The sequence below is a fragment of the Terribacillus sp. AE2B 122 genome (assembly GCF_902497585.1).
Lineage (GTDB): Bacteria > Bacillota > Bacilli > Bacillales > Amphibacillaceae > Terribacillus > Terribacillus saccharophilus_A.
In genome coordinates this window covers 162,668-184,860 of record NZ_LR700946.1, presented here as the reverse complement: position 1 = coordinate 184,860, position 22,193 = coordinate 162,668, and the positions used below count along the sequence as shown (strand labels likewise).

28 protein-coding genes are annotated in these 22,193 nt (G+C 43.5%); 20 read left to right on the top strand and 8 right to left on the bottom strand.

Features of this window, described 5'->3' with window-relative positions; translation table 11 throughout:
* Positions 1 to 31: 31 nt before the first annotated feature.
* Positions 32 to 1,594, top strand: coding sequence for a bifunctional GNAT family N-acetyltransferase/carbon-nitrogen hydrolase family protein (locus AE2B122_RS13375; RefSeq protein WP_095219563.1), 1,563 nt, complete (start codon positions 32 to 34; stop codon positions 1,592 to 1,594).
* Between the two features lie 40 nt (positions 1,595 to 1,634).
* On the opposite strand, the gene AE2B122_RS13370 is transcribed toward AE2B122_RS13375, so the two are convergent.
* Positions 1,635 to 1,871 (bottom strand): YhdB family protein, encoded by a 237-nt coding sequence (locus AE2B122_RS13370; RefSeq protein WP_038559122.1) that lies wholly within the window; start codon positions 1,869 to 1,871, stop codon positions 1,635 to 1,637.
* A gap of 155 nt (positions 1,872 to 2,026) precedes the next feature.
* Here AE2B122_RS13370 and AE2B122_RS13365 point away from each other — a divergent pair, with 155 nt between their 5' ends.
* Positions 2,027 to 2,641: a YhcN/YlaJ family sporulation lipoprotein gene (locus AE2B122_RS13365; protein ID WP_175074390.1), complete on the top strand. Its 615-nt coding sequence runs from the start codon at positions 2,027 to 2,029 to the stop codon at positions 2,639 to 2,641.
* Between the two features lie 29 nt (positions 2,642 to 2,670).
* On the opposite strand, the gene ltaE is transcribed toward AE2B122_RS13365, so the two are convergent.
* Positions 2,671 to 3,702, bottom strand: coding sequence for a low-specificity L-threonine aldolase (gene ltaE / locus AE2B122_RS13360; RefSeq protein WP_095219561.1), 1,032 nt, complete (start codon positions 3,700 to 3,702; stop codon positions 2,671 to 2,673).
* 217 nt (positions 3,703 to 3,919) lie between these two features.
* Between ltaE and AE2B122_RS13355 the strand changes: the two genes are divergently transcribed.
* From AE2B122_RS13355 to AE2B122_RS13340, 4 genes are read left to right on the top strand one after another with little or no spacing between them, the layout of a single operon-like run.
* Positions 3,920 to 4,558, top strand: coding sequence for a class I SAM-dependent methyltransferase (locus AE2B122_RS13355; RefSeq protein WP_095272218.1), 639 nt, complete (start codon positions 3,920 to 3,922; stop codon positions 4,556 to 4,558).
* A 13-nt stretch (positions 4,559 to 4,571) separates the two neighbouring features.
* Entirely contained in the window at positions 4,572 to 5,036 is a 465-nt protein-coding gene (locus tag AE2B122_RS13350; RefSeq protein ID WP_095219559.1) for an S-ribosylhomocysteine lyase, read from the top strand.
* A gap of 9 nt (positions 5,037 to 5,045) precedes the next feature.
* Positions 5,046 to 5,972 carry a PLP-dependent cysteine synthase family protein gene (locus tag AE2B122_RS13345; protein ID WP_095272215.1) on the top strand — a complete coding sequence of 309 codons (927 nt, stop codon included), beginning with the start codon at positions 5,046 to 5,048 and terminating at the stop codon, positions 5,970 to 5,972.
* The gene (locus AE2B122_RS13340; RefSeq protein WP_095219557.1) at positions 5,969 to 7,105 is read left to right on the top strand and encodes a bifunctional cystathionine gamma-lyase/homocysteine desulfhydrase; all 1,137 of its coding nucleotides are present in this window, start codon (positions 5,969 to 5,971) and stop codon (positions 7,103 to 7,105) included. Before AE2B122_RS13345 ends, AE2B122_RS13340 begins: the two co-directional genes overlap by 4 nt.
* Positions 7,106 to 7,121: 16 nt before the next feature.
* On the opposite strand, the gene AE2B122_RS13335 is transcribed toward AE2B122_RS13340, so the two are convergent.
* Positions 7,122 to 7,892: a type 1 glutamine amidotransferase domain-containing protein gene (locus tag AE2B122_RS13335; protein ID WP_175074389.1), complete on the bottom strand. Its 771-nt coding sequence runs from the start codon at positions 7,890 to 7,892 to the stop codon at positions 7,122 to 7,124.
* 116 nt (positions 7,893 to 8,008) lie between these two features.
* On the opposite strand from AE2B122_RS13335, the gene AE2B122_RS13330 reads away from it, so the two are divergent.
* The gene (locus tag AE2B122_RS13330; RefSeq protein ID WP_175074388.1) at positions 8,009 to 9,376 is read left to right on the top strand and encodes a dipeptidase; all 1,368 of its coding nucleotides are present in this window, start codon (positions 8,009 to 8,011) and stop codon (positions 9,374 to 9,376) included.
* Positions 9,377 to 9,458: 82 nt separating this feature from the next.
* Positions 9,459 to 10,865 (top strand): SpoVR family protein, encoded by a 1,407-nt coding sequence (locus AE2B122_RS13325; protein WP_175074387.1) that lies wholly within the window; start codon positions 9,459 to 9,461, stop codon positions 10,863 to 10,865.
* A gap of 28 nt (positions 10,866 to 10,893) precedes the next feature.
* On the opposite strand, the gene AE2B122_RS13320 is transcribed toward AE2B122_RS13325, so the two are convergent.
* Positions 10,894 to 11,259, bottom strand: coding sequence for a thiol-disulfide oxidoreductase DCC family protein (locus AE2B122_RS13320; protein ID WP_095219548.1), 366 nt, complete (start codon positions 11,257 to 11,259; stop codon positions 10,894 to 10,896).
* A 170-nt stretch (positions 11,260 to 11,429) separates the two neighbouring features.
* Here AE2B122_RS13320 and AE2B122_RS13315 point away from each other — a divergent pair, with 170 nt between their 5' ends.
* The 5 genes from AE2B122_RS13315 to AE2B122_RS13295 all read left to right on the top strand — a co-directional run bounded on the left by AE2B122_RS13315 (position 11,430) and on the right by AE2B122_RS13295 (position 14,455).
* Entirely contained in the window at positions 11,430 to 11,735 is a 306-nt protein-coding gene (locus AE2B122_RS13315) for an MGMT family protein (RefSeq protein ID WP_175074386.1), read from the top strand.
* Positions 11,722 to 12,561, top strand: coding sequence for an alpha/beta hydrolase (locus tag AE2B122_RS13310; protein ID WP_175074385.1), 840 nt, complete (start codon positions 11,722 to 11,724; stop codon positions 12,559 to 12,561). The genes AE2B122_RS13315 and AE2B122_RS13310 overlap by 14 nt, the downstream gene beginning before the upstream one ends.
* On the top strand, positions 12,554 to 13,126 hold the full coding sequence (locus AE2B122_RS13305) for a nucleotidyltransferase family protein (RefSeq protein WP_175074384.1): 573 nt from the start codon (positions 12,554 to 12,556) through the stop codon (positions 13,124 to 13,126). The genes AE2B122_RS13310 and AE2B122_RS13305 overlap by 8 nt, the downstream gene beginning before the upstream one ends.
* Positions 13,119 to 13,637 (top strand): GNAT family N-acetyltransferase, encoded by a 519-nt coding sequence (locus AE2B122_RS13300; RefSeq protein ID WP_371809644.1) that lies wholly within the window; start codon positions 13,119 to 13,121, stop codon positions 13,635 to 13,637. Before AE2B122_RS13305 ends, AE2B122_RS13300 begins: the two co-directional genes overlap by 8 nt.
* A gap of 158 nt (positions 13,638 to 13,795) precedes the next feature.
* On the top strand, positions 13,796 to 14,455 hold the full coding sequence (locus AE2B122_RS13295; protein ID WP_095219543.1) for a class I SAM-dependent methyltransferase: 660 nt from the start codon (positions 13,796 to 13,798) through the stop codon (positions 14,453 to 14,455).
* Positions 14,456 to 14,483: 28 nt separating this feature from the next.
* Here the strand turns inward: AE2B122_RS13295 and AE2B122_RS13290 are convergent, their stop codons facing one another.
* Positions 14,484 to 14,618 carry a small, acid-soluble spore protein L gene (locus AE2B122_RS13290; protein ID WP_141230074.1) on the bottom strand — a complete coding sequence of 45 codons (135 nt, stop codon included), beginning with the start codon at positions 14,616 to 14,618 and terminating at the stop codon, positions 14,484 to 14,486.
* Between the two features lie 136 nt (positions 14,619 to 14,754).
* Here AE2B122_RS13290 and AE2B122_RS13285 point away from each other — a divergent pair, with 136 nt between their 5' ends.
* The 4 genes from AE2B122_RS13285 to AE2B122_RS13270 all read left to right on the top strand — a co-directional run bounded on the left by AE2B122_RS13285 (position 14,755) and on the right by AE2B122_RS13270 (position 17,062).
* Entirely contained in the window at positions 14,755 to 15,507 is a 753-nt protein-coding gene (locus tag AE2B122_RS13285) for a C39 family peptidase (RefSeq protein WP_254593504.1), read from the top strand.
* Positions 15,508 to 15,587: 80 nt separating this feature from the next.
* Positions 15,588 to 16,115, top strand: coding sequence for a mismatch-specific DNA-glycosylase (locus AE2B122_RS13280; protein WP_095219542.1), 528 nt, complete (start codon positions 15,588 to 15,590; stop codon positions 16,113 to 16,115).
* Positions 16,112 to 16,867, top strand: a complete 756-nt coding sequence (locus tag AE2B122_RS13275) for an SDR family NAD(P)-dependent oxidoreductase (protein WP_095219541.1) — start codon at positions 16,112 to 16,114, stop codon at positions 16,865 to 16,867. Before AE2B122_RS13280 ends, AE2B122_RS13275 begins: the two co-directional genes overlap by 4 nt.
* Positions 16,868 to 16,945: 78 nt before the next feature.
* Positions 16,946 to 17,062, top strand: a complete 117-nt coding sequence (locus AE2B122_RS13270) for a YjcZ family sporulation protein (RefSeq protein ID WP_095219540.1) — start codon at positions 16,946 to 16,948, stop codon at positions 17,060 to 17,062.
* A gap of 44 nt (positions 17,063 to 17,106) precedes the next feature.
* Here AE2B122_RS13270 and AE2B122_RS13265 read toward each other — a convergent pair whose 3' ends face one another.
* Together AE2B122_RS13265 and AE2B122_RS13260 are read right to left on the bottom strand one after the other, a co-directional pair.
* Positions 17,107 to 18,741, bottom strand: coding sequence for a hypothetical protein (locus tag AE2B122_RS13265; RefSeq protein ID WP_175074383.1), 1,635 nt, complete (start codon positions 18,739 to 18,741; stop codon positions 17,107 to 17,109).
* A complete protein-coding gene (locus AE2B122_RS13260) occupies positions 18,734 to 19,456 on the bottom strand; it encodes an ABC transporter ATP-binding protein (protein ID WP_095272180.1) in 723 nt (240 codons plus the stop codon). The genes AE2B122_RS13265 and AE2B122_RS13260 overlap by 8 nt, the downstream gene beginning before the upstream one ends.
* Before the next feature lie 145 nt (positions 19,457 to 19,601).
* On the opposite strand from AE2B122_RS13260, the gene psiE reads away from it, so the two are divergent.
* A complete protein-coding gene (gene psiE / locus AE2B122_RS13255; protein ID WP_095219537.1) occupies positions 19,602 to 20,024 on the top strand; it encodes a phosphate-starvation-inducible protein PsiE in 423 nt (140 codons plus the stop codon).
* Positions 20,025 to 20,121: 97 nt separating this feature from the next.
* On the top strand, positions 20,122 to 20,877 hold the full coding sequence (gene map, locus AE2B122_RS13250) for a type I methionyl aminopeptidase (protein ID WP_175074382.1): 756 nt from the start codon (positions 20,122 to 20,124) through the stop codon (positions 20,875 to 20,877).
* 36 nt (positions 20,878 to 20,913) lie between these two features.
* Here map and AE2B122_RS13245 read toward each other — a convergent pair whose 3' ends face one another.
* Positions 20,914 to 21,774 carry a cation diffusion facilitator family transporter gene (locus AE2B122_RS13245; RefSeq protein WP_095219535.1) on the bottom strand — a complete coding sequence of 287 codons (861 nt, stop codon included), beginning with the start codon at positions 21,772 to 21,774 and terminating at the stop codon, positions 20,914 to 20,916.
* A gap of 43 nt (positions 21,775 to 21,817) precedes the next feature.
* On the opposite strand from AE2B122_RS13245, the gene AE2B122_RS13240 reads away from it, so the two are divergent.
* Positions 21,818 to 22,117: a hypothetical protein gene (locus AE2B122_RS13240; protein ID WP_141230073.1), complete on the top strand. Its 300-nt coding sequence runs from the start codon at positions 21,818 to 21,820 to the stop codon at positions 22,115 to 22,117.
* Positions 22,118 to 22,193 lie beyond the last annotated feature (76 nt).

The window sequence follows — 22,193 nt, the reverse complement described above, 5'->3', positions numbered from 1 at the left end:
TGAACTTTGCTGAATAGAGAGGATACCTACTATGTCTGAACTTGATTTGTCGCAGTTTGAGAAAAAGGTTGTTTTACGTAATATTACGGAAGCAGATATTGATCAAATCCTGGACATGCAGAAAGTATGCTTTCCGGGTATGGAGCCATGGAAGAAAAGCCATTTAAAAAGTCATATCGACATATTCCCAGAAGGACAATTTTGTGTGGAAGTTGACGGCAAGATCATTGGCAGCTGCTCCAGCTTGATTGTCAATTTCAATGAATACGATGATCATCATACATGGGATGATATCACCGATGAAGGATATATCACTAATCATAATCCAGATGGGTTTAATTTGTATGGCATTGAGGTCATGGTCCATCCGGATTATCGCGGTATGAAGATAGGGAAGCGTCTTTATGAGGCGAGGAGGGAACTGGCCGCAGAGATGAACCTGAAAAGCATCATCATCGGCGGAAGAATCCCGAATTACCATAAGTACAAGCATGAAATGACACCTCGGCAGTATGTCGAGGAGGTAGAAGCACAGAATATCTATGATCCCGTACTTACTTTCCAAATGATGAACGGATTCCGTGTGATGCGGATTAATCGCGACTATCTGCCTGATGACAAACAATCCGCTACTTTCGCTACCTTGATGGAGTGGAATAATATTGAGTATCATGCAAAGTCAAAACGTCATTTCAAGACGTCTTATCCGGTTCGAATTACGGTGATTCAATATATGATGAAGCAAATCGAATCGTTTGAAGAATTTGCACGGCAAGTGGAGTATTATGTGGATGTTGCTTACGATTTTGGATCTGATTTTGCTGTGTTTCCAGAAATCTTTACAACCCAGCTCATGAGCTTCTTAGAGGAGAAAGTGCCTTCTCAAGCGGTTCGTAAATTATCTGAATTCACGGAGCAATATATCGAGCTATTCACAAGTCTGGCTGTCCGCTACAATGTCAATATTGTCGGAGGCTCTCACTTTGTGGAAGAGGACGATCATATTTATAATATTGCCTATTTATTCCGTCGGGATGGCACAATTGAGAAGCAGTACAAGATACATGTCACTCCGAACGAGAGGAAATGGTGGGGCATACAGCCTGGTGATACAGTAAAGGTATTTGATACAGATTGCGGACGTATTGCAATTCAGATTTGTTATGATATCGAATTCCCAGAGCTGGCGCGCTATGCCGTTGATCAAGGGGCAAATATCATTTTCGTACCATTCTGTACGGATGATCGCCAGGGATACTTACGAGTGCGCTATTGTGCACAGGCGCGCGCTGTCGAAAACCAAGTGTATACTGTAATAGCAGGAACTGTCGGTAACTTGACCCAAGTAGAAAATATGGATATTCAATATGCCCAATCCGGTATTTTCACGCCTTCTGACTTTGAATTTGCGCGGGACGGCATTGTTGGAGAATGTCCGCCGAATATTGAGACAGTCGTTGTCGGCGATGTTGATTTGGAGATTTTGCAGCGACAGCGTAAGACGGGGACTGTACGTCATTTGCATGATCGCCGCAAAGACTTATTCGAATTAAAGTTCAAAAATCTGGAGAGCGAAACGCCGGAAGATCAGTGAGTGAATGAATAAGACTCGAGCTAAGTGCCCGAGTCTTATTTTACATGTCCAAAGCATACAGAGTTGTATGACCTAAAGCATGATCGATATATTGAATTAACTCTTCATGTGATTTCACGACGGTGTGCTGTTCGGAGGGATAATGAAAGGCGTGCAGGAAGATTTCAATCCGCTTGGAAAGCAGATCATCCTTCGTGCGTACCATGAGGACAAGCAGATCATCCCACTGTCCCCAAATCGTAAATAGCAGTGCTTTTTCGTAATCCTGGACTTTCATTGCGCTATCCCCTTCCTGTCAGGGTATAGATAGTATCTCTCCAATCAGCAGGAACATTGCTGGCAGATATAAGCAGCCACGCTTCCTCCTTTGTATAGGGTTAAAAAATCCGTACATACTAAGCGCAGTATGGCAAATCAAAGGAGGAAACACCAATGAAAAAATGGAAATTAATCAGCATGGCTGCCCTTGCTGCCATTACGCTTACAGCTTGTCAAAATAATGACGACAAAGATAATGGCATGGGTAATGTAGAACCGACGAGATACAATAATACCGACAATAACTTGGTACACCGTAATAGTGACAATACTCGAGATGTGGATGATCGCCAGAAAAATGGTGATGATCAGCAGCCGCGTTACCAGGTTGCAGATGATGTAGCAAAAAAAGTGGAAGAAGTTGAAGGTGTAGATAGAGCGTATGTTTTTACAACGGATAACAACGCTTTTGTAGCTGTTGATATGAAGGACGATAACAATAACGGCAATAATGGAAATAACGGTAACTCAGGAAACAATGGTATGGGAAACACAGCAACTGGTGATAACAATAACAACGAAGTAACAGATAAGATGAAAAAAGATGTAGAAAAAGCAGTGAAATCAGTTGATGAAGATATCGACAACGTATACGTGTCTGCAGATCCAGATTTTCTGGGAATGGCAGAGGACTACAACAACAAAATTGATGAAGGTCAGCCAGTAAAAGGCTTCTTCCTTGAATTCGGCAATATGCTGAATCGTGTCTTCCCGAATAACGAAAGATAAAAGAGAGGCTCCCATGTGGGAGCCTCTCTTCAATTTGGCTGTTTCGAAAGTGATGAAGCAACTGCCAAAGCTTTCTTAATTGCCCCTTTACCAACGTCATAATGTGTAACAAAACGAACACTATAAGGACCGAAAGCATTTGCCAATACCTGCTGTTCCTTGAGCAGCTGTACATAAGCGTCCGCTGTCATACCAGTACCTTGTACATCAGCAAGTACAATATTCGTTTCGACTTTATTCAATATTTCAATACCGTCGATCTCAGCAAGACCATCTGCTAATAGCTTAGCATTTTCGTGATCATCTGCAAGACGCTCAATATTTTCACGCAGTGCAACAAGACCAGGTGCTGCCAGGATGCCGGCTTGTCGCATGCCGCCCCCAAGACGTTTTCTCCATTTTCTAGCTTTATTAATGAATAGTTCTGACCCTGCCAGAACAGAACCGACAGGCGCTCCTAAGCCTTTAGATAAACAAACCTGGACAGTATCTGTTAGCTGCGCATACTTTGCTACACTAATACCGGAAGCTACAGAGGCATTAAACAAACGCGCGCCATCCAAGTGAATTGGAATTCGATGTTCACGTGCTATTTGGGCAATTACCATCATATTTTCAATTGGGATGACAGCTCCGCCTGCTTTGTTATGCGTATTTTCCAAGCAAATCAAGCCTGTTTCCGGAAAATGAATATCGTCCTTGCGAATCGCAGCAGCTAATCCCTCTGGACATATCGCGCCGCGTTGACCTTTCAGTGTACGTGTCTGCACACCTGCAAAAATGGATGTAGCTGCTCCTTCATAGAGGAAGATATGAGATTCCTCTTCAAGGATGATTTCATTACCAGGGTTGCAATGAGATAGTACTGCGATTTGATTCCCCTGAGTACCGCTTGGTACGAATAGTGCGGCTTCCTTTCCAAGTAAATCGGCAACCGTTTCCTCTAGCTCATTTACAGCTGGATCCTCTCCATAGACATCATCTCCGACTTCTGCTTCATAAGCAGCTTTTCGCATCGCTTCTGATGGCTTGGTGACCGTATCGCTACGCAGATCGATCATAACGACCACTCCTCTCCTCCTTATTATATAGTATGAATTTGTAACTTTTCCACTATTTTTATAGTTGTGATCTTGTATTCCTAAAAAGGGGAATATATGACTGACATCATAACTTTTCATTGAATAAACTGGGGTACTATGGTATCCTTCTGTCATAAACATGATAATCCTTATTAGTTTACTTGGATATGTAAGATATTACACTTGAGGTGATGAAATGGGCCGCGAATTTATCGATATGTTCGATGAATGGGCAGAAACGTATGATGATACGGTTACTGGTCAGGATCCACAATATAAAGAAGTATTTGATAAATACAACGAAATTCTGCAAACAGTCGCAGATGCTGCAGAAGGAAACACACTGGAATTCGGTGTCGGAACAGGCAATCTTTCCGAAAAGCTGTTAGCAAAAGGACTGAATGTTACTGGAATAGAACCATCTAAAGAGATGCGCGAGCATGCATCCCGAAAATTTCCGCAGCTCCAAATAGTGGACGGTGATTTTCTTTCCTTCCCTGAGCCTCATCATGAGGTTTCAGCCATTGTCAGTACATGGGCCTTCCACCATCTGACAGACGAGGAGAAGGAGCAGGCAATCTCTAGGTATGCAAAGCTGCTGCCTAAAGGCGGGAAAGTAATATTTGCTGATACGGTATTCTCAAGTGAAGAGAGCCGTGACCAGCTGATTCAAGAAGAGAAGGATAAGGGCTATGACAGACTTGTCCAGGATTTGACGACAGAATATTATACAACGATGCAAGTGCTTCGTAACATTTTCCAAACGAATGGATTTCATGTTACATTTAAGCAAATGAACCGCTTCGTCTACTTGATCACAGCAGAAAAAGCGTAAGGGAGAGATAATCATGACAAAGAAAATGAACGTAGAAAGCTTCAACCTTGACCATACTAAAGTTGCTGCACCTTATGTACGTTTAGTTGGTATTACAGAGGGAGCGCACGATAAAGTCTACAAATACGATATCCGCTTCAAGCAGCCAAACAAAGAGTATATGGAAATGCCGGGTTTGCATTCTTTGGAACATTTGATGGCAGAAAACATCCGTAACAATATCGAAAATATCCTTGATATCGGTCCTATGGGCTGCCAGACTGGATTCTATGTTTCTATCTTGAACAACGACAGCTATGATGACATCCTTACAGCTTTAGAAAAAACATTGCAAGATGTGCTCGATGCTACAGAAGTTCCTGCTTGCAATGAAGTGCAATGCGGCTGGGCAGCTAACCACAGCCTGGAAGGCGCGCAGGAGATTGCGAAAGAAATGCTTTCCAAAAAAGATGAATGGCGTCAAGTTTTCGCTGAATAGAGGGAGAAAATGGCTGTTTATAATTCAGTACATGAACTGATTGGGAATACACCGATTGTACAAATAACGAACTTTTCTCTTCCAGAGGGAGTTCGTTTATTTGCGAAACTGGAGTTTTATAACCCTGGAGGAAGTGTGAAGGATCGGCTTGGTGTCAATTTGATAGACGAAGCGTTCCGGACGGGGAAACTGAAGGAAAACGGTACGATCATTGAACCAACAGCGGGTAATACGGGCATTGGTATTGCACTTGCTGCTTTGAAACGCAAGGTTTCCGTAATCTTCTGCGTACCAGAGAAATTCAGCCAGGAAAAACAAGAGCTGATGCGTGCGCTTGGAGCTAAGGTAATCAATACACCGACATCCGCTGGGATGACAGGTGCCATCAAAAAGGCGAAAGAGCTTCTGGACGAAATTCCTGACAGCTATTGCCCGCAGCAATTTGCTAACCCTGCAAACCCAGAGACATACTATAAGACGCTTGGTCCGGAGATATGGCGTGACCTCGAAGGTAATGTTGATATCTTCGTTGCCGGCGGTGGTACAGGCGGTACGTTCATGGGAACCGCGCGTTATTTAAAGGATCAGAATCCGGAAGTGAAGACAGTCATTGTTGAGCCGGAGGGTTCCATTCTGAATGGAGGAAATCCAGGTTCACACCGGACAGAAGGTATAGGCATGGAATTTTTACCGGATTATATGGATACTGCATATTTTGATGCGATCCATACGATTACAGATGACGATGCGTTTTATTACGTAAAAGAACTGGCTGCCAAAGAAGGGCTGCTTGTCGGGAGTTCCTCAGGGTCTGCTTTTACTGCAGCGCTTAAAGAAGCAGAGCATGCGAAGCCGGGAACGACGATTGTCACCATCTTCCCAGACAGCAGTGAGCGCTACCTCAGCCAGCAGATATACAAAGGAGGATTAGGATGAGACGTAAAACAAAAATGATTCACGGTGGAATTACATCGGACGAAAAAACGGGTGCAGTCAGTGTGCCAATCTACCAAGTAAGTACGTATAAACAGCCTGGACCTGGTGAACATACAGGCTATGAATATTCCCGTACGGGCAATCCAACGCGGCATGCATTGGAAGAAACAATTGCAGCATTGGAAAACGGAAAAGCTGGTTTTGCTTTCAGTTCCGGTATGGCAGCCATCACTTCTGTTATGATGCTGTTTGAAGCGGGCAGTCACGTTGTCATGACTGACGATGTATACGGCGGCAGCTACCGTCTTGCGACAAAGGTGCTGACACGCTATCAGCTGGGGCACACATTTGTTGATACAAGTTCACCAGAAGCTGTTGAACAGGCAATCAAACCAGAAACAAAAGCGATTTATGTTGAGACACCAACTAATCCGTTATTGAAGATCACAGATATCAAGAAGATGGCAGAAATCGCGAAGAAGCACGACTTGCTGCTGATTGTTGATAATACATTCGCTACACCTTATTGGCAGAATCCGATTGATTTAGGAGCAGATATTGTTCTCCACAGTGCTACGAAATATATCGGCGGTCATAGCGATGTCGTATCGGGCCTTGTAGCCGTAAACGATGATAAGCTAGCCGAAGAGCTGCACTTCATCCAGAATTCAGCTGGTGCTGTACTTGGACCTCAGGACAGTTGGCTGCTTCTCCGTGGCATCAAGACACTTGGTATCCGGATGGAAGCGATCGAGAAGAACAGTGCCAAGTTAGTCGATTTCCTGAAATCTCATCCAGGAGTGAGTACGATTTATTATCCTGGTCTGCCTGAACATAAAGGGCATGACATTGCTGCGAGCCAAGCAGAAGGCTTTGGCGGTATGATCTCCTTTGATGTAGGAAGTGCTGAAAAAGCAGATCAAGTACTGCGTAAAACGAAATATTTCATTTTGGCGGAGAGCCTCGGCGCAGTAGAAAGTCTTATTTCCCTTCCCGCTAAAATGACGCATGCATCCATTCCGCAGGAACGCAGAGCAGAATTGGGAATTACAGATGGTTTGATCCGAATCAGTGTCGGTATTGAAGATAGCGAAGATTTGATTGAAGATTTGAAGCAAGCAATGGAAGATTGATTAAAGCCAGCTCCGATTACGGAGCTGGCTTTCTTCTTAGGATCTGTTCTTCTTCTGGAATTCGCAGTACAGCGCGGAAGGAACGAGGATTTTCGGCAAATTCTTTTTGTTCGATGCGCTTGATGACCGCTGTTGCAACATCTTTGACACTGGCTGGATTTTGGCCGGTAATCAGTCTGTCATCAGCTTCTATATGTCCTTTGAAAGGCACTTTTGCTTTATGGTAAGTAAGTGCACGTATTTTAAGCTGCTCTTCCAAGCTATAGGGAATTTCGTGCTTGTTCAGACTAGTTGTTTCTTCACGGTCGGAATAGCCTGTGACTGTCTTATCTTGCAATAAGTAAGTCCCGTCAGACAATCTTACATTCAGCAATGCAGCGGGGCCATGACAAACTGCGGCAACAATACCACCATTTTCATAGATATCCCTTGTTATCTGCTGCAACTCTTTATTTTCAGGGAAATCCCACATCGTACCGTGGCCTCCAGTGAAATAAATGGCATCATAATCAGCAGCATTTACTTCTTTTGGGGAAAGGCTGTTCTCCAATAATCTTCTGAACCCCGGAGCCCGGTAGTACTTACGCAGCTTATGGCTTTTGAACAAACCTGTGAGGCTGCGATGATCTATAGGTATATTACCACCTTTTGGACTGATAACTGTCATTATATGACGTGTCTTTAGCTTATCGTAAAAATTCGTCAGTTCACTGAACCAGAGTCCTGTTGTATGAGGTGTCTGTTTCAGGCTGTCGTGGTTTGTTGCAACAATCAATACATTACCCATTGTTCTCCTCCTGACGTAACTGTGTATTTCTTGTTTAGTTTCCACCGGCAGGTACAAGCTAAACAAGAAACAGCCGATTTATGCTACACTAGTAAGAAAAGGAAAGGGTGGCATATATGTCGAATCAAGTTGTCGCTTATTTACAGGAAAATCGGGAGAAATTGCTGGAGAAGCTTTATACATATCTTCGGATCCCCAGTATCAGCACAGATAGTACATATAAGGAAGATGTTGCAAAGACAGCCGGCTTTACGGCTGACTATTTGAAGGAAATCGGCTTTGATAAGGTAACCATCCAAGAGACAGAGCGTCATCCTATCGTAACAGGTGAATGGCTTGGTGCAGGTCCAGATAAACCTACTGCACTTTTTTACGGACATTATGATGTCCAGCCAGCAGATCCGCTTCCGCTTTGGGACAGCGAGCCATTCGAACCGACAGAACGAAATGGACGGATTTATGCCCGAGGCGTGAGTGATGACAAAGGTCAAGTATTCATGCATCTAGCAGTGTTCGAAGCTTTTATGAAAACAGAAGGCGCGCTGCCGATCAATGTAAAAGTATGTATCGAAGGTGAAGAAGAAATCGGAAGTACGAATTTGCATGCAGTATTGCATGAGCAGACAGAACAATTCCAAGCCGATTTTGCCATCATCAGCGATTCGGGCATGGTCGAAGCAGGGCAGCCAACGATGCTTTATGGCTTGAAAGGTGCAGCTGCACTTGAATTCTCTGTGTACGGACCAGATCGTGATTTGCATTCCGGTATGTATGGTGGTGCTGTCCGTAATCCGCTTCAGGCATTGGCACATATCCTAAGTTCCTTGAAGGATGAAGAAGAAGTTGTTCAAGTAGAAGGTTTCTATGATGGTGTAGAGGAATTACCTGAAGAAGAACGTAAACTGATGGCTCAAGCACCAGGAGAAGATTTTGTTCAGACAGTCGGTGTACCAGAAGCTGTTTCTGAAAAAGGATACACAGCCAAGGAGCATACAATGGCTCGTCCGACTTTGGAAATCAATGGTATGTACGGCGGTTACCAAGGAGAAGGCACGAAAACAATCATCCCGGCTGAGGCAACAGCGAAAATTACCAGCCGTCTCGTACCTGGACAAGATCCAGTGGATATCGTGGAGAAAATTACAGCACATATCGAGAAGCATGCGCCTGCTGGCGTGCGTGTTGAAGTGAGACCGGAGCCTTTCAAAGCGAAGGCATATAAAGTAGATCCGAATCATCCGCTGATCCAAAAAGCTGCGGAAAGCTTGACCCAAGCCTTTGGTAAGGAAACTGTCTTCGTCCGTATGGGCGGATCGATTCCTGTTGTAGAATGGATTGATACGGTTTATCAGATGCCAGTAGTTCTGCTTGGCTTCGGAACACCTGAGGACAGACTGCATTCACCGAATGAAAGTTTCCCGCTTGAGAGCTTTGATAAAGGGATGGAGACGCTTGTCTATTATTACCAAAAAGCGAGCGAGTGAAAAAAGACACCCGAATGGGTGTCTTTTTTCTGTTTTCATAGCATATGTATGAGTACTATTACGTACAAAGGGGAGAAAGCCCGTGCTGCAATCCGACACACACGCATTGGAAAGGGCAATTGGGGAAATAACGGAAATCGCTAAGGGCTTCGGTCTGGATTTCTACCCGATGCGCTACGAAATATGTCCTGCTGACATCATTTATACATTCGGTGCTTATGGGATGCCGACGAGATTCACGCATTGGAGCTTCGGGAAACAGTTTCATAAGATGAAGCTGCAATATGACCTTGGCTTGAGTAAGATTTATGAGCTTGTTATCAATAGCAATCCTTGTTATGCCTTCTTATTAAATTCCAATAGTCTTGTTCAGAATAAATTGATTGTTGCCCATGTGCTTGCCCATTGTGATTTCTTTAAAAATAATGTCAGATTCCAGAATACAAATCGGAATATGGTCGATAGTATGGCAGCTACTGCAGAAAGAGTTGCTGCATACGAAAAAGAATTCGGCAAGAAAGAAGTGGAGGATTTCCTCGATGCCGTGCTGGCAATACAGGAGCATATCGATCCGTCCTTGCTGCGCCCGAAGCTTGGTTGGGAAGCCGGCGATGAGGCAGAAGAAAGTCCGGAGAGAGCGACGGAATATGATGATATTTGGTTTGTTGACCGAGGTAAATCAAAAGATAAAAATGAAAGAAAACGTAAAGCATTTCCGCCTCGTCCAGAAAAAGATATTCTTCTGTTCATAGAGGAATACAGCCGAACTTTAGAAGACTGGCAGCGGGATGTCCTGACCATGATGCGGGAGGAAATGCTGTATTTCTGGCCGCAGCTCGAGACAAAGATCATGAATGAAGGCTGGGCTTCCTACTGGCATGCTCGCATTCTCCGTGAGATGGATCTGACAAGTGATGAAGCAATCGAGTATGCAAAGCTCAATGCTGGTGTTGTGCAGCCGTCTCCATCCCAGATTAATCCATATTATCTTGGCATCAAGATTTTTGAAGATATCGAAGAGCGGTACGACAATCCAACCGAAGAAATGAAACGGTATGGTGTGAAGCCAGGCTCCGGCAGGGAGAAGATGTTTGAGGTTCGGGAGATAGAATCGGATATCTCCTTCCTGCGAAATTACCTGACTAAAGATCTTGTATACCGGGAAGATATGTATTTGTTCCAGAAACAAGGCAATGAATATAAAATCACCGATAAAGACTGGGAAGCGGTACGCGATCAGCTGATCACGATGCGGGTGAATGGAGGTTTTCCTTATTTGACCGTAACAGATGGCGATTACATGTCTAATGGTGAGCTGTATCTGAAGCATCATTATGAAGGTGTCGAATTGGATTTGACGTATCTTGAGCGGACATTGCCTTACTTTTATCAGCTATGGGGACGGTTCGTTCATATGGAGACGTATATCGAGGGAAAACATGTGTTATTCAGCTATGAAGGAAAACGAGTATTGAAGAAGTACCTGTAAAAAAAGAAGGGGCGGCTGCCCCTTCTTTTTAAATTGCTTTTAGTTGTTTTGTGCCGAACCAGTCATGGCGGTTATCAGACACCCATTTATATAGGGATTCCAAATAAGGGTCAAGGAACGGAAGATGCAGAATCCATCCTAACACTGCGGTAACAGGCAGCAGTGTCAAAACCTTTTTAACAGTTTCATGTCCTTTGTAGATATCACCTTTGAAAGACATCATATGAATACGGTCATACACATCCCCTTTGGCAAGGAAACGGAAACGCTCGTAATTCTCGATATTTTGTGCCGGAATCCATTTCACATTATCTAACCAGTCTAATTTTTGAATTACTTGCTTTGCAGTTGAACAAAGTGGGCAGCTTGCGTCAAAAAATACAATATGCTTCATCACACATTCTCCTCTCGTTTACTACATAGCCCTTCCAGCAAGATGTTAAACAGAAGTTGACCTACTTAGACTATTCAGATAGAGTCTATCATATTTCCATGTGAATTTCACAGTAGCTGGAAGTTTGCTATACTAATTGACAGATAGTTCTAAAAAAAGGAGGGTATATAATGGATCCCTTCACCGAGAATGTGATTGGTATCATCAAGTCGATACCAAAAGGAAAAGTAATGACCTACGGCCAAATCGGTGCAGCGGCAGGTAAAGCACGCGGAGCTAGGCAAGTATCACGAATATTACATAGCATGAGCAGGAAACATGATCTTCCGTGGCATCGCGTCATCAGTGCCGATGGAAAGCTGAAGATACAAGACGAAGAGACACGAAACGAACAGCTGGAGAGATTGTATGAAGAAGGTCTGGAAATCTTGAATGGCCGTGTCGATTTGGAGGTGTATCGGTATGAGCCTGAATAAAATACATGCTGAGATAATAGGGGAGGGCAAACCAGTATTGTTTTTGCCTAGTGCAGACTTTACTGGAAATCAGGGGCAGCAATTGGCTGATCAATTGGAGGAAGGATATGCTGTTCATTTACTTGATCTTCCAGGACTTGGTCAAAGTGATGGAATCGAGAAGTCAATTTCTGTGAAGAAGCTCGCTGAGTGGGTGAAAAGTTACGCAGATGCACAACGCTTAGAGAGATTATCCATCATTGGTCATTCATTAGGAGGACTTGCTGCCATATCTTTTGCACTGCACAATCCAGAAAAGATAGACAAGCTTATACTCCTTGATGCTGGACATAAGGCACTTGGCACTTTTCCAGTAAGTGAATTCGGAGTGCTGGGGTTGGTACTGCCCTTCATTTCCCTCGTACATAGATTTTTCCCTGCACCTACTAATGGTCGATTAGCAAAACTTTTCCGCAGTCCAAACGATACGAGGGAATTATTGCATCGTTTTTGTGAAACTCATCAGACAGATCCAAATCAGTATATCAAGCAAATGTTTGATAATATGCCAACTATATCTGATGCAGCAATCAATCTATACATGCTTTATTACCGTACGAATTTACCTAAGCTGACTCATGAGTTAAAGGTTAGTACATTACTCATTTGGGCAGATTTTGCAGGTATAGACGAAAAGGAAGCAATCAGAAGTCAAAAGGCAGCAGAAGCAATGCATAACGAGCATGTACTGCTCAAAAAAGTATCAGGAACTCACTTTGTCCAATTCCGAGAGGATACCCATCAATATATTGCCGCTTATCTAAAGAGGAACGCGTCTTATGCTTAAAACAGAAGCAGATGTACTAAAAGCAATCAGACAAGACAAATGGATGATGGAAGTACTCGGAGCGGCAGCAAGGTTACAACTGCCTGATTTCTGTATAAGTGCCGGTTTTGTCAGATCAAAGGTTTGGGATGTCCAACTTGGGTATACGCGGCGTACTCCGCTTCCGGATGTAGATGTCGTGTATTTTGATGCTTCTGATACAGATGAAGTGACAGAAAAGATATATGAAAATATGCTGCTGCAAATGTTACCAGATGTGCCGTGGTCAGTGAAAAACCAGGCAAGGATGCATGAAGTCAATAGGATGCCTGCTTTTCGAGATACGGAGCATGCTATTGCATGCTATCCGGAAACAGCTACCAGTATTGGTGTAAGTTTTGAGGGAGAGAAGCTGCGCTTGCTTGCGCCATATGGAGTGGATGATTTACTAGCTTGCCGTATTGCGCCGACTCCTTTATACGTGAAGGGCACAAGCTATCATCCTATCTATCTGAAAAGAGTAAAGCAGAAAAACTGGCAGCGGCTGTGGCCGCATGTTCGAGTGGAGGAAATAGATGATGACTAATGTTAAAATCAGACCGGCGAGAGAAGAAGACGGACCGATTCTTTGGGAGCTGAAATATGGAGAAAAAGAGCCAGAGTGGAAAAAATGGGACGCACCTTATTTCCCTTTAGTTCACGTGCCAAAGGAAAAGTTTTTGGCTACCTATCGATTTGGAGAAAACGCCCCGGATCAATGGGTGGTTGAGACAGATGGAACTATCATTGGGACGGTAGGATATTACTGGGAACATGAGCCTTCCAAGTGGCTGGAGATGGGCATCACAATCTATGATCCTGCTTATTGGAATGGAGGGTACGGAACAGCGGCTCTCCGGCAATGGATTACACATCTATTCCACACGCTACCAATTGCGAGGGTAGGCTATACAACTTGGTCAGGGAATAAGCGGATGATGAGACTAGGAGAAAAACTTGGTATGACGATGGAAGCCCGTATGAGGAAATGCAGATATTATAATGGGAAGTATTATGATTCTATTCGGATGGGACTGCTTCGGGAAGAGTGGGAATAAGTGAAGAAATGCACAAATTGTAGTAATTATTTCTTTACAATCTTTTTTGAAAATAACCCTTTCAACCTTGTCCAAAAATGTTACACTATGCTTAGTAAATTCTTTGTAAAATAATTTACCAAAAGTATATATAACTCTATGCTGGGGGAAATGGCGCTATGAGTATGATGTTACAAACATATTGGAATAGTCGTTTTGAAGCAGGGGACATTTGGGGAACGGAAGCAACACCATCAGCTGTGATGGCTTATCCATATTTTGCGGCGGATCAAGCGAAGCAGTTATTCGTACCTGGATGCGGATATGGAAGGAATAGCAACTTCTTTGGAGAATATGCATTTGAAGTGACAGCTTGTGACATATCTGAAGTGGCGATCGAGCGTGCCAGCAGTCATGCAAAGGCAGTGGGATTAGCCAATGTAAATCATTTTGTCGGGGATTATTTGAATCTACCGTTTCCTTCGACTGAAAGATTCGACGGCATTTATCTATCGAATATACTTCATATGTATACAGAAGAAGAAAGACAACAATTACTTACCCATTTCACATCACTATTGCGCAAGGATGGATTGTTGATTTTCTCTTGCCTGTCGGCAAGGGATGAGAAGCTGTATGGTACAGGAGTGGAAATTGAGAAGGATACATTCCTCGTGCATGAGCGGATTGCGCATTTCTTCCAGGAAGAAGAATTGTTTGGGATGCTTGAGGATCAATATCAAGTTGTCGAGATGACACTTCATAAACAGCGAATAGATTTTAAAGCAGGTGCGGAACAAGATGCCCAGCTTTGGTTCGTCGTAGCACGGAAAAAATGAAAAACAGCCTCTAGTGAGGCTGTTTTTCTTATATCTTCGTGTTCTTCTTTTTAGCACGCTGCTCCAGCTGGCTTTTCGGTTCCTGATTTGCTGCGTCTTCAGTCAATCCTTGTCTATTTACACTAGTAGCCGCTTTTTCATTCTGGCTTTTTTTTCTGCTCATTTCCAATCACCTCCTGATTAGTATGGCATTTGTCCTAAATCTTATTAAAATAATCATGTGTATTGTAATCGTTAGCTTGGCTACTTTATAATTAGTGTCATGATTTCTAACTAGCCATCAAATTGGAGAGAAATGTATGAAGAATATATATGTAGCAATCTTAGTGAGCATGGCAGCAATTACTCTTGTCTTGGCAGTTCTTACTTACCAGAACCGTGCGGATGATTTACGGGCGGAATCAGGGACTGCTACAAGAAAAACAGAGGTTACAAAAAAAGAAGATACACCACAGATATCAGCTGTAGAGGAAGGTCCGTTGGATGTACCGCTGCTCAATCAAATGGATGCACCACGATTATATAATGGCTGTGAGGTAACGAGCTTGGCGATGGTCCTGCTGTATGCAGGATACGATGTGACAAAGAATGACTTGGCCGATCAAATTGCAAACGTTCCGCTGAATTATGACAACGGTCTTCATGGCGATCCAAATGAGGGGTTTGTCGGAGACATGCCGAATGGACCAGGACTTGGCGTTTATCATGGGCCAGTCATGGATGTAGCAAAAGAAGTAGCCGGTGATAAAGCAGTCGATATGACTGGGAAATCGGTCGAGGATGCTATTTACAAACCATTGGACAATGGCAATCCAGTCTGGATCATTACAACTGCAAATCTGGCTCCGGTTAATGACATGGAAACATGGGACACACCAAATGGAGAGGTAGACGTAACCTACAGTGTTCATAGCGTTGCAGTCACAGGTTATACAGAAGATACTGTATTCGTCAATAATCCATATGGCCAGAAAGATCAGGAAGTGGACCGGGAAAATTTCGAAAAGGCTTGGGAGCAGCTTGGCAGCCAAGCAATTTATATCGAAAACTGAGAAAAGCACAGCTGAAACTGTGCTTTTTTTGCGTCTTTAGGACCCTCAAGCTACAATGTAAGAAGAGCGGAGGTGCTGAAATGGGACTTGAACCAATACCAGATCATATAGAAAAAGGACTGCGACTTTTGTTCATCGGGTTTAATCCGAGTGTACGCTCAAGCGAAACTGGTCATCACTACGCAAATCGGAATAACCGTTTCTGGAATATCCTGTATCAAGCAGGCATTACTGAACGGAAATGTGAACCTTTTGAAGATCAGGATCTGCTAGGTAAGGGAATAGGATTTACGAATATAGTGGCAAGGCCGACTAAGGCTGCAGCAGATATAACCAAGGAAGAATACATAGAAGGGGCGCAGCTGCTTCGTGAGAAACTGGCTTGTTATCGTCCGCAAGTGGCTTGTTTTGTCGGCAAAGGTGTTTACCAACAATACAGTAAGGTGAAACAGACAGGCTGGGGAATTCAGGAGTCTTCGGTGACGCAAGATGTAATAGAATTTGTTGCGCCGTCTTCAAGCGGACTGGTACGAATGCCGATAAAAGAAATCGTCAGTATCTATGCAGAAATCCCAGCTATATTAGAGGAATTGGAGGAGAGAAAATGAAAACAGCAGTAGTGACAGGGGCTTCTCGCGGGTTAGGGGAAGCAATCGCCAAGCAAATGATGGAAAAAGGAATTCAAGTAATTGGAGTTGCAAGGAAGAATAGTGACAATCTGCCTTCTTATGAAGGAAAGGATAATGCCAGTTATACATACCGTTATGGTGACTTACAGGATACAGCTGCTTGTGCGAAGGCTTTTGAGGAATTGGCAGCAGACATTTTCACAAAAGCCGATGATACTGTCTACTTGATTAACAATGCAGGTGTGGTTGGCCCGATTGCTACTGCTGATGCATACAGTCTAGCCGAATGGGAAGCGCATATGGCCATCAATTTAACTGCGCCGATGCTGGCGTGCTCCATTTTTTTGAAATATGCTAAAACGCATAACATCCCGCTTGTTATCGTAAATGTTACTTCCGGTGCAGCGGAACGCTCTGTGCATGGCTGGAGTGCTTATAGTACATCGAAAGCTGGTCTGAACCGCTACACGGAAACAGTAGCTCTTGAAGAGGCAGAAGCTGGTACCAATAATATCGCTATCGCTTATAATCCCGGCATCATGGACACGGATATGCAGGCAGATATACGTTCAAGCGAACCGGAACAATTCCAAGACGTACAGAAGTTCAAGGATTATGTAAAGAACAAGTCGCTTAGGGATCCGATGTTTGTCGCGGGTGTACTAGCCGATGTCCTAACTGGAAGTGAAATCGAAAACGGGAAACGTTATGCAGTGAAGGATTTTGTTTAAGTAGTTTAGGTATGCGCCCTTTCCTTTTTGGGTTCTGCACATACAATGCATTATCCTGTAAGAAAAGGGGGAAGTAAAATGTCTAAAGGGAATGAGGGAGGCTTCGGCTTCGCATTTTTGGTTGTATTATTCATCCTTTTAATCATTGTCGGTTCATCTTATGTAGGTGGCAACGATTACGGTTACGGCTATTAATTTATAAATGAAGAAGCTTTGCACAAATCGTGCAAAGCTTCTTTTTATCTGGAGAGACTTGTTCGGTCGGCAGTCTTCAGCAGCCTACTGACAATATAGAGTAAGAGAACAATCATCGCACTGATGTAAAGCAAGGTGACAATAAACGAAACGACCATCGACATTTTCAGGATGAGCAGCAAAGCTAACAGGAAAGCGAATGCCCCTGCTGAAATTACAATGGAGATTAGATTTGCCAGCCTGTTCTGAAATAGCTCTGTCTCTTCTGTCCAGCCAAGCTTCGGATAAAGTAAATCGCTGACCATTCCGATGACTGTGACCGCCGCATTAACAAACAATGCAATGATCACCCATAGCAAGGCTTCCCATAGATTCATCTGTATCACAGGCACAGCTATCACAAATAAAACGGTAAGCGGGAGCAAATTGATCAGGAACGCAGCTTGCAGCTTGGAAAGGACAATCTGCCGCATGGTTAATGGCAGAAATAGATGTGCTTCCCAGCTCTGCCCATCTTTGGAGAAGCTGACGATGCTGATCGGGTTTAGTCCGACCGAGAAGACATTCGCGAAAAGGATGACCACAAATAACATGCTGCCGCTTATTCCTTCAATCATGGTTGTAGCAGAAGCGAAATCCCCCATGAAAAAGATAACGATCAATAGTGCAGGCATGACAAAAGCGCCAGCGACACATTGCAGGAAGAATGTCGGTGTCCGGAAGATAGTCTGTAATTCTTTTGCGCGGTATGTACTGATAATCGACCTTGGTTTTCGGTGCAGACCTTTGCCACTGTATACTTTTCCTGTACCAGTATTAAGGCCTAATGCACCTTTCAAATAAAATTTCTGTGCAGCTGCAAAGAATATCAGCCCCGCAAAAAGTGCAAGCAGCAATACGATGAAAAAGTACAGCAGGCTTTGCCAGGTGCCTGGACTTGTAAGTATATGTGACATCAGCGATGCAAGTGGGTAATACAGTGTGGCCATCTGCAGCAGTCCGCCTTTTTCAGCACTGTCTGCAATTACCTGAGCAATTTGCTCTGGATCTTGCTGTAACCGTAAGACGACATTTAATAAGATGATTAAAACAAATCCAATAATACCGCCGATGACCTTACTTCTATCTTTGTTCTTTCCTTTATTGACGAACTGCATAGCGAACATGACCACAGCAGCTGCCAAAGCATAAGGTATGGTCGGAATCAGGAGGAAGAGGAGAAGAACAAAGACGTAATACATCAAATCAGCACCACTTAATATGCCATAGTAAATACTGACAGGTAAATACATGGCCGCTGTAAGCAAATAAACATAAATCAGCGGATTCAGCGATTTGGCGATAAGCAGCTGGTAAGAATGGACAGGCAGATGAAGGAATGACGTAATATCCTCCGTGAAATAGAACGTATTCATGATCAGCATCAACGATAGGATGAAAATGAGGAAGAAATTCATCAAGAATAACGACCCTAATATCACATTGGTATTACCCGACGGTTCCAGCAAGCCGTACATAACATCAATGATTTGCAGCATATACCCGCCGAACATCATGCCTAGAAAAAGGAGTCCGATTATCCCGAATACCAAACCGATAACTACACTAGGTTTCTGGAATACGTTGGCATACTGCATTTTCAGCTGAATGCGGATGAGCGAGCGGATCGGCTTATGCATCCTGAGTCAGCTCCAGGAAAATATGCTCCAAGCTATCATCTGATTGGAATTTCTCCCTCATTTCCGTTAAAGTACCTTGGAAAAGAAGCTCACCCTTACGAATAATGGCCACTTCATCACAAAGCTGTTCCACAACCTCTAACACATGAGAGGAGAAAAAGACCGTATGGCCGTTCGCAGCATGATTTCGCATTAGTTCCTTCAGTTGATAAGAAGATTTCGGATCTAATCCAGTCATTGGCTCATCCAGAATCCAGACAGATGGCTGCTGTACGAGCATTCCGGTTATAAACAGCTTCTGCCGCATTCCATGCGAATATGTTTTAATCTGATCTCCTAATGCTTCGTAGATACTGAACATCTTGCTGTATTCCTCAATTCTTGCTTCTCTCACATCGGCGGCAATCCCATAAATATCACTTAGGAAATGAAGATAATCCAAGCCTTTTAGCCGTAGAAATAGATCTGGACTATCCGGAACGTAGCCGAATTCCTGTTTTGCAGCGATTGTATCCGACGTGATGTCCTTCCCATTAACGGTGATTGTTCCTGAATCAACTGGCAGGATACCAGTCACCATTTTAATCGTAGTGGACTTACCTGCACCATTTGGTCCCAGAAAACCGAATATCTTTCCGGTAGGGACTGTCAGACTCACGTCGCTCACAGCCTTCTTATTTCCATATTGCTTATGTACATGATCGATTTGAATCACTGCATGACCTCCTTGTATGTTACTTCCATTCTGGCCTTTCCTTTCCAATTATTCAAGGGTATCTTGTATAAAAAAAGCCTATACCTTCGACGCATATAATTTTGCTAACACCAGTATATTTAAGACAAGCATAGGAGGGTGAAAAATGCGGGAACTGCAAAAGAAAACGGCGTTTATCGCTGGATTTCTGCAAACGATATTAAATATCACTTTGACCATCCTTGCGATGATCCTTGTGGTCTTTCTGTTAAAGAAAACAGTATTCATTTTTGATGTACTGCTTATCCGTAATGAAGAGGTAGGCTATTTTTATTTGGCGGAAGGTATCATCGTCTATTTTCTCTATTTCGAGTTCATCAGTTTAATCATCAAGTACTTTACGCATGACTACCATTTTCCCCTTCGCTATTTTATCTACATAGGAATTACAGCAATCATTCGGCTCATTATCATTGACCACGAAAATCCTCTCACTATCCTTCTGTATGCGTTGGCGATAGTCTTGCTTGTATTTGCTTTGCTGATTGCCAACCATTCTAATATAAAGGACAATGAACCGTTGGATTGAATAAAGTAAACAGCGTAACGATTTAAACGATTTGGCATAATATGATACACTCTATAGTGGAAAAGTAAGCTTTGCCGTCAGAAAGGAAGAGAAACAAATGATTAATCGCAAAAGTGAGCGTGAGATAGAAATGATGCGGGCAGCGGGTCAGCTGCTTGCCGATATTCATAAAGAAATTCGTAACATGATCAAGCCAGGAATCACAACAATGGAAATCGATTCATTCGTGGAAGATTACTTGGCCAAGCATGGCGCAACAGCTGAGCAGAAGGGCTACAATGGCTATGCATTTGCAACTTGTGCTTCTCTCAACGATGAAATCTGCCACGGATTCCCAAGAAATGAGCCATTGAAAAATGGAGATATTGTAACAATCGATATGGTTGTTAACTTAAATGGAGGTCTGGCTGATTCTGCTTGGACTTATGGTGTCGGCGAAATCAGTGAAGCAGCACAGCGTTTGCTGGAAGTAACAAAGGAATCTTTGTACAAAGGAATTGAAAAAGCACAACCTGGCGCCAGAATTGGTGATATCGGCCATGCAATTCAACAATTTGCAGAAGCAGAAGGCTATTCTGTTGTACGTGATTTCACAGGACACGGAATTGGACCAACTATCCATGAAGAACCGCATATTCCTCATTTCGGTTTGCCTAATAAAGGACCTCGTTTGAAAGAAGGTATGGTCATAACAATCGAGCCGATGCTTAATATCGGCGAATGGGGCAGCCAGATGGATGATAATAATTGGACTGCTCGAACGGTGGACGGTTCTTTGTCTGCTCAATATGAACATACAATCGTTATCACAAAAGATGGACCAGTCATCCTGACAAATCAAGACGAAGAATAAAGAGAAGCCTATACCACGCTTGGTATAGGCTTTTTTCTATGGCTCAATATGGATAAAAGTATGAAAGATGTCATGCTTCTTGGTGAGGAGCTTTTCCAATCTTTCCGTGATGGCATGGCTTTCTTTCACATTGAGGGATGCATCCACCCGGATGATGACATCAACGAGTGATTGATTGCCGTGCAGTCTTGCTTTGATTTCGACTACCTCCAGAACATCTTTATCCTCGAGAATACTGTGACGGATCTTCAATAACCTGTCCACATCATAACCATCGGTAAGCGCATACGTTGCATCATAGAAAATATCCCATGCTGTCTTACAGATCAATATTCCAACGACGAATCCTGCCAGCGGATCAAGCCAATAATAGCCGAACTGAGCCCCGAAGATTCCGACGAAAGCACCTATACTGACCATTCCGTCAGAACGATTATCTTGTGCAGCAGCCATAAGGGCAGGACTTTGAATTCGTTTGGCCAGGGCATAGTTGTAACGGTATACCAGCATCATAACGAAAGCTGATCCTAAGGCAGTCCAACCTGTCAGCATATCAGGCTGGACATAATCTGGCTCCATTAAACGCTCAAGTGTATCGAATAAGACATGAAGTCCAACCGAGATCATAATAAAAGCAGCAACAAGTGATGCAATGGTCTCCGCTCGGAAATGCCCATATCTATGGTCGGGGTCAGGCGGTTTGCGGGAGATGCGCAGTCCGACCAGCACGGCAACAGAGGCTACGACATCCGTTGTATTGTTCAGCCCGTCGGCAAGCAAGGCATCTGAATCTCCAATGTAGGCGACAAGCAATTTGATAAAGGATAACAGCAAATAAGCTGCGATGCTAAGCAAAGCTCCTTTCTCACCAGCTTTCAGATTATCGTACTGGCCCATATGTAAAGTTTCCTCCGATCTAATTCTGGAGCAGGAACGGTTAGTGCGTGTCCAGAATGGGTACAAGATAGTACATTATATTCTTCTGTTTGATCATTATACGAAGGGGTTGAAAAAAATGAGCCAGGAAAAGATCATTATTGAAGGCAGCTTGGAAGGGGTACGGTTTTACAAGGAACTGGATATCGTGATCGGCCCCGAGGCAGAGACGCCCGAACGAGCGATCATCCGTTTTTACGGAAGCGACGCAGAGAACTTCGAGAAGCTGGCCCGAGAACAAGGCTGGCGCAATTGTTATTGGACTTATGCAGATATTCCAGCCCTGCTGCAGCAGGCAAATTAATCCCAGATAAGTCTGGGATTTTTTCATTGGATAAAAACCTCCTGCTTTGCAAAAAATGAAAGTAGTATGTGAAAGG